6 protein-coding genes are annotated in these 6,766 nt (G+C 47.8%); 1 reads left to right on the top strand and 5 read right to left on the bottom strand.

Annotation, left to right across the window (positions count from 1 at the left end; translation table 11 throughout):
* The first annotated feature begins 364 nt into the window (after window positions 1-364).
* The gene (locus JK188_RS07010) at window positions 365-1,372 is read left to right on the top strand and encodes an AraC family transcriptional regulator (RefSeq protein ID WP_036955273.1); all 1,008 of its coding nucleotides are present in this window, start codon (window positions 365-367) and stop codon (window positions 1,370-1,372) included.
* 175 nt (window positions 1,373-1,547) lie between these two features.
* Here the strand turns inward: JK188_RS07010 and JK188_RS07005 are convergent, their stop codons facing one another.
* The 5 genes from JK188_RS07005 to JK188_RS06985 form a co-directional block, all read right to left on the bottom strand.
* A complete protein-coding gene (locus JK188_RS07005) occupies window positions 1,548-2,444 on the bottom strand; it encodes a SphA family protein (RefSeq protein WP_036955277.1) in 897 nt (298 codons plus the stop codon).
* A gap of 110 nt (window positions 2,445-2,554) precedes the next feature.
* Window positions 2,555-4,168 (bottom strand): phytoene desaturase family protein, encoded by a 1,614-nt coding sequence (locus tag JK188_RS07000; RefSeq protein WP_211887880.1) that lies wholly within the window; start codon window positions 4,166-4,168, stop codon window positions 2,555-2,557.
* A gap of 3 nt (window positions 4,169-4,171) precedes the next feature.
* Window positions 4,172-4,954 carry a cyclase family protein gene (locus JK188_RS06995; protein WP_211887881.1) on the bottom strand — a complete coding sequence of 261 codons (783 nt, stop codon included), beginning with the start codon at window positions 4,952-4,954 and terminating at the stop codon, window positions 4,172-4,174.
* A 14-nt stretch (window positions 4,955-4,968) separates the two neighbouring features.
* Window positions 4,969-5,505 carry a flavin reductase family protein gene (locus JK188_RS06990; protein ID WP_230082440.1) on the bottom strand — a complete coding sequence of 179 codons (537 nt, stop codon included), beginning with the start codon at window positions 5,503-5,505 and terminating at the stop codon, window positions 4,969-4,971.
* A gap of 11 nt (window positions 5,506-5,516) precedes the next feature.
* Window positions 5,517-6,764 (bottom strand): styrene monooxygenase/indole monooxygenase family protein, encoded by a 1,248-nt coding sequence (locus JK188_RS06985; RefSeq protein ID WP_108479303.1) that lies wholly within the window; start codon window positions 6,762-6,764, stop codon window positions 5,517-5,519.
* Between the last annotated feature and the right edge of the window lie 2 nt (window positions 6,765-6,766).

The raw sequence follows: 6,766 nt of genomic DNA, 5'->3' as shown, positions 1-6,766 counted from the left end.
ATACAAAACAATATGAATAATCATATATTTATAACTAAAAATTAATAAGAATAACTTTATTTTTTAGTTTGTTATAGAAATCACATTCAGTGAATTCTCTCTATTTTTTTGCAGTATCTGGATAGTTTTTGCACAAATATGGCTAGGTAAGCAAATTCCTTTATGCTATGTTCGAAGCGTAATTGGTTAAAATTTGTTTAATAAAATGTTAATAAAATCGACCTGTGTAATAAGTCGAAGATAATAAAAAAATAACAATGAGATATCGAAATATCCCATAGTGACCCTCGAGGATCCTAGCTTATCGCGACACTCGCTAGGCAACCTATCAAGGTCACAGTGTTTACTTTGGAGGCACCTCCTTATGTTGAGCAATTCATGGCCTTACGCACCTGCACCTCAGATAGAGAACCAACTCTGTTCTTCTGAGCGATTATTATTCAGTTCTGCTGATCCTGAAGAGATTAAATCTATGGTGGGGCGTGTGATGAAGCCTCATCAATTTCAGTTACTTAACCAGCATCAGCGTCTTGATGCTCGCATGCATTACATTCCAATGGGGGATATTTCTCTCAGCCGGCTACGCTATGGGGCAGATGTCGCTATCACCCCTGGACAACTGGAAGATTTTTTCCTGGTGCAAATGCCATTATCAGGTAGTGCAATTATCGAAAGTGGCGGGAAAACTTTAGAATCCACACCACAAATGGCTTCTTTGCTTAGCCCAGAAGAGTCTACGGTGATGCGTTGGAACAGTGACAATGACCAATTTATGCTACGAATTTCTCGTTCTTTATTAGAGCGTACGTTAGTTGGGCAGCTTGGGCATACCTTAGAGAAACCATTAGTTTTTGAATTAGGGTTTGCTTGGCAGTCTTGTATTGCATGGCGTACGTTGATGAATTATTTGGTTGAATGCGCTACACGTACACCTGATTTACTGCAGCATAAACTGATAACCACCCAAGTAGAGCAGTTGGTTTCTGTTACCCTACTTTCCACCCACCAGCATAATTATTTAGAAGATTCGGGTATGCGCCGAGCCACCATTCGCCCGCGTCATGTGCGCCGCGTTCAAGAGTACCTCGAAGCACACGCCCATGAACCGATTACCGTTGAACAACTCGCCCATATTGCTGGTGTCAGTTTGCGCAGTTTATATGCCGGTTTTAAAGAGTTTTTAGATATTAGCCCGATGCAATATTTACGTGATTTGCGTATGGAGCGAGTTAGAGCCGAATTGATGTCAGGGGAAGCCACCAGCGTGACAGGAGTGGCACTACGCTGGGGATTCGCCCACATGGGACGGTTTAGCGCAGAATATAAGCAACGCTATGGAGAGAGTCCAAGCCAAAGTATGAAAAAAGCGTAAATTCACGTATTAAAACCTATCTAGGTTAAAGTGACCGTATGGCTGATTAGCAAGCTGTACGGTCATTTTTCATATATGGAAGGCTCAACTATCACCTGAAAATGAAAATAGGTAATAAGAATTACGTACTTCAATATCAGCAGCCTTTCGGCTGCCAATATTGAGGAGGAAGGAATTAAAACGGAATAGACGCTTTGAGGTAAATTTGTGAACCTTCAGGACGGTTTTTCACAGAAAAATCCTTCTCCCACTTCGCCGTAAATAGCCAACCTTGTGGGTTTGCATAACGGATTGAAGGACCGACTGCGAAAGCTTGAGCCTTACCTTGCGCTGAGTTTGGACCACTGTCATTGGTGGTTTGCATAAATCCATAACCCCCAACACCCGCGACCCAGCCATTACCAAAGCCCCAGCCTAATGCATAATCGGCGTGGAATGCTTGCCCTGAACGCGTGTCCGTATCATTGTTACGGAAGTTAAAGTCATACATCATTTTTAAATCCGCATTCACCCCGACAGGAGGAATGTAGCTGATTGCCCACACCGGCTGTAATACCCAGTAATTTTTCCCTAAACTTGATGGGTCGGTTTTACTGTATTTTCCGGTTGGCGCGTAAGCATCCAGCCCTAAGACATAATGCAAGTCAGCGGAAGGATGGAAACCGAGTGCGGGACCAAAAGTAATATCCCCGAGTCCACGACTGGTTTCTTTATTCCCCGCCGCCTTCGCCGTCACATCCAACAAAGGAAGGATGGTATGAAACGCTAAATCGCCACCAAACACTTTTTGGTCTGTTACCCAGATAAAACGTGGTGCGAGTACGTTCACATTCACACTAAACCCGGGGATTGGAATTTTATCGCCTTTGTTGTCGCGAACACTGTCATAGTGGGCATTTCCACCATAGACCAACACATGGACACCTTGCGGTGGCAGTGCGCCAGACATAAAGTTTTCTAGCCCATCAGGGTAGATCCCAAGACCGCCCCCTTCTGTTGCGACAGCACCAAATGACAGTGCACCCAAGCACGAGCCGACGAGCAGCTTATTCACCATTTCTTTATTCATCATTTACCTGCCGCTGTAGTGGTTTTATGATATTTTTTATATGTTTACTTTGATGTTTACTTGTATGTTTGCTGTGTTTGTCTTGCCTTGAATTGATTCAGGCCCATTCTCTATTACCGCTTTTTCTTCGCTGCTAATTTCTCAGCAACTAAATACCCAGAGCCCCCGCCAAGACCGGGGCCCGGATGGGTTGATGCCCCAATATGGAACAGATTTTTGACTGCTGTTTGATGCGCTTTGGTCTGCCCTGAAGCGGCAAACGGTCGCAACCAAAAGAATTGATCTGGCGAACAGGTTCCTGAATAAGGATCCCCCCCCACCAGATTGCAGTTATAACGCTCAAGATCGGCTGGGGAAATTGCTTTACGACCGACTATCAAATCAGACACCCCCGGCATCACCATTTCTAAACGCTGCTGAATGCGATCGGCAACTGCTTCACGCACCGCATCATTCCAACGGCCATCTTCAGGGATCGCAATTTCTCCCGCTGCATCCCCTTTAAGATGGCGAGGCAGTTCCTGCATTTGTATCCACAAGATCCACCCGCCTTCAGGGGCACGACTTGGGTCTAATGTGGTCGGTTGACCGATCCCAAACGTCGGGCGATCAGGTAGATAGCCATTATTGGCTTGCGTGACAGATAAGCACACTTGTTCCATGCTCTCTGTGAAATGAACCAACGGCACATTCAGTAATTCAGGGTTACACCAAGGTGGCGGCGCGCTTAGCGCAAAATGGATTTGCATCCCACCGCGACCATAACGATAACCTTTCGCCCGCTGCTTCACTTGTGGTGAAACCTCATCAAGCAAGCCGCCATATAACTGGGTTGGCGTTACGTTGCACACCACACTTTCACTCGCAGGGATAAACTGCCCATTCACACGAACCCCTGTGGCACGGCTATTTTTACCGCTGCCTTGTGTAATGATCTTCTCCACATGGGCGTTGGTACGTAACTCACCACCATGTTGCTCAATCACTTTGGCAAACGCATCGACAATCCGATAGCTGCCACCTTTGACAACGGGCATTCCACCCGCCACAACCGCGGCAAACGTCAGTTTACCAATCAGCGCCGAGCTGGCTTCATCAGGCCCTAACCCCGTATGCAGCACCCACGGCGCCATCAACGCACGGCTAAAATCATGCTGTAATTCCCGCTCAGACCAGCGACGAAAACTTTCCATGCCAGATTTAGCAAAATCCAGCAAGCCATCAACACCGCGTTTGCGCCACTCGGAAAACAGCAACTTGAACATGCCGCCGCTGTAGGGGTTTTGCCCTAATAAACCAAATGTCAGTGCGGCATCTTCGCTAAACAGTTTTTCTGCCATTTGACGAAACGCTAAGCCATCTCCGGGGGCGATAGCATCTAGCTGCTTAGCAGCCTGCGCAATATCCCGCTTTAATGCCACAGATTTGCCATCAGGTTGCACCAATCCAGTGGAATAATCGCATTGCGCGAACTCCAAACCCTGTTGTTGAAGCAATGGCGCTAACTCTTGGTAGCCTGGGCTACCAACGAACAGTGAATACCAGCATGAAAGTAAGTCGTGAGTGTAGCCTTCAAATAACGCTTCGGTACGAATACAACCGCCAAAGCGATCGTTACGTTCTAGAACCAAAACCGATTTCCCACGCACCGCCAATAAGGCGGCGCACATCAGCGAATTCATCCCGCTGCCGACCACGATCACTTGGGGATTGGATAAGGTCGCCATACCTCACCCCACCAGCGCAAGCACGCGTAATGGGCTGCCCGAACCGCCTTCAATTTTCAGAGGCGCAGCGACGATCACCATTCCAGTAGCCGGTAGTTGGTCGAGGTTTTTCAAGCATTGCAGACCGTATTTATTGTTGCCGTGCATTAGCGTGTGGCACGGGTATGGCACTGGCCAGCTGTAAGATTGCCCCGCATCCGTATTGATAGTTTCAACCCCAAAACCTTTGACATCACGCTGATGGATAAGCCATTCAACCGCTTCTTGAGAAGGACCCGGCGTGTGAGCGCCATCTTCGCGCATATTCACATACGCTTCTGGGTTATCGGACTTTTTCGACCAATCTGTACGTAGTAAAACCCATGCCGCTTTTGGAATTTTGCCGTGTTTCTCTTCCCACTTTTGCAGGAAATCCACAGTTAAGACCCAATCGGGGTTTTGCGCGACTTCTTTACTTGCATCAACCACTACCGCTGGGGCAATAAAGTGGTGTAGCGGGATGGTATCAACGGTGTTTTTTGGCTGATCTTTACCACTGATCCAATGAATGGGAGCATCAAAGTGGGTGCCGGTGTGTTCACCGCAGCTAAAATTGTTCCAATACCAAGCGGGACCATTCTCATCATAACGGGAAATTTGCTCCATTTTGAATGACCACACTTGCCCAAACTCAGCGGGCAGTTGCAATGCCGGAAATGAAGGCGATAAGGTTTGTGTCAGGTCGATAATCTGAATATTGCCTTTTTGTAACTCGCTGGCAAATGACATCAAAGTTTGCTGTTCCATACTATCTCCTGCGCCTATTGCGCTTCATGTAGAGCGGTAAATGTGCCGCCGTGGAAAACTAAAGGCTTGCCTGTTTCACTGCCGATACGGCGTACATGCCCCACCATCAATAAGTGATCTCCAATATGATCTTGCTTGTGGTTTTCACACACTAAGGTGGCGATCGCGCCGTGTAAGGCGGGGATCCCTTCTGGCGTGATGTGTACGGCTACATCTTCGAATTTGTTTTCGATTCGAGGATTAGCAAAACGCATTGCTAACTCTTGGTGATCTTTGCCTAAGATATTGATCGTGAAATGTTGGCAATCACGAAATACCGCGAGATTGGGCGAATGGTTAACTAAACTCCATAGCACCAAAGGCGGGTCGAGCGACAGTGACGCAAATGAGTTGATGGTCAATCCAACGTCACGTCCATCAGGGGTGCGAGTGGTCACAACTGCTACCCCTGTGGGGTAGCAGCCTAGTAAATTGCGTAAGGTTTTCGATTCAAACTCGGTATGACCCCATTCGCTTTCGCACATAAGCGTGTCCTCTGCAATCATCGACATACTGATTTCTCCTACGAAGCGCGAACTTCTTCTTGCATCAGCGATTGAATATAGGCATCGCAGGCATGGGCATCATGCCACCATGGTGCAAGAACTGGCGGATAGTTAAAGGCGTTCGCGATGGTGTGCGCTAAGGTTGGCAGTTGTTGCGCTGCGCCTAATGCATTAAGAACATGCGGCTGTGGCGGCGCCAATAGAGCATTCGTCCACTCCACCACATGGCGACCGTATTTCCAGAATTGCTCAAACGTGTCGTTCATCCACTCCGCCGTATACGGCTTGTCACCACGGGCTAAAATAGCGTCGTAGTAGACTTTGCTGGCTTTCGTGGCGTTATTCGATCCTTGTCCAGTCAGTGGATCGTTGGTCACTAATGCATCCCCTAAACCAAAGACAATTTTGCCTGATGGCAGCGTGAGAACTGGCTTACGGACTGTTGGGGCAAAGCGCCCCGCCAGAATGCCATTTTCGTCAGTTAACTCCACATGGCGGCAGCGCTCTGCTTCCCACGGTAAATAGGTATCGATGATTTTTTTGCTGTAGGCCAAATGTTCTTGTGGTGTACGTGCTTCTCCCCACTGATCCATCGGCCCACCCGGTACACCTTCAAAAACCATGATGTGGCAGTCGCCGCTATTGGTTAGAGATGGGAACACAAAATATTCCCCCACACCCGGTATCAGGTTGAATGAAACTTGTGAAAATTCAGGAGTTGGCAGCATGCCGTGAACGTACGTGAGCGCTAACGCACGCTGAGGTTTATCATACGGAGAACGGATAGGGTCACGTTCTAGCAGCTTAACGATTTCCCCTTTTCCTCCCGCTAAAATCACTAAATCGTGAGTTTCGGCGAGTTTCTCTAACTCGGCAACGCCCACATCCTCAATCATCAAGTTGCCACCGCGAGCGGCAAATAACTCCAGCCAGTAAGGCATTTTGATCCGCTGATCAACGGCTTGAGCATAATTATCGATACGTGAGCGCCAGCTAATGGCTTTTTCACCTGCCTTTTCAGGATGCGGGACAGTAAAACCAATACCTTCTACTGGCGGACATTTGTCTTCCCAGAAGTTGATCCCTAAATCGCGCTCAAATTGCAGCGAAATATCGAACATACATTGGCTGGACATCACGCGACCATTTTTCACATCATCTGGAGTACGATTGGTGGCAACCGTCACGTCATAACCTTTGTCCAGCAGCCCTAATGCCAATGGCATACCCGCCTGACCACCACCTACGATTGCAATACGACGCATAG

Source organism: Providencia sp. JGM181 (assembly GCF_018257375.1).
Taxonomy (GTDB): Bacteria; Pseudomonadota; Gammaproteobacteria; order Enterobacterales; family Enterobacteriaceae; genus Providencia; species Providencia lanzhouensis.
The sequence above is the reverse complement of the archived record's forward strand: the minus strand, read 5'-3'. Positions and strand labels throughout refer to the sequence as shown.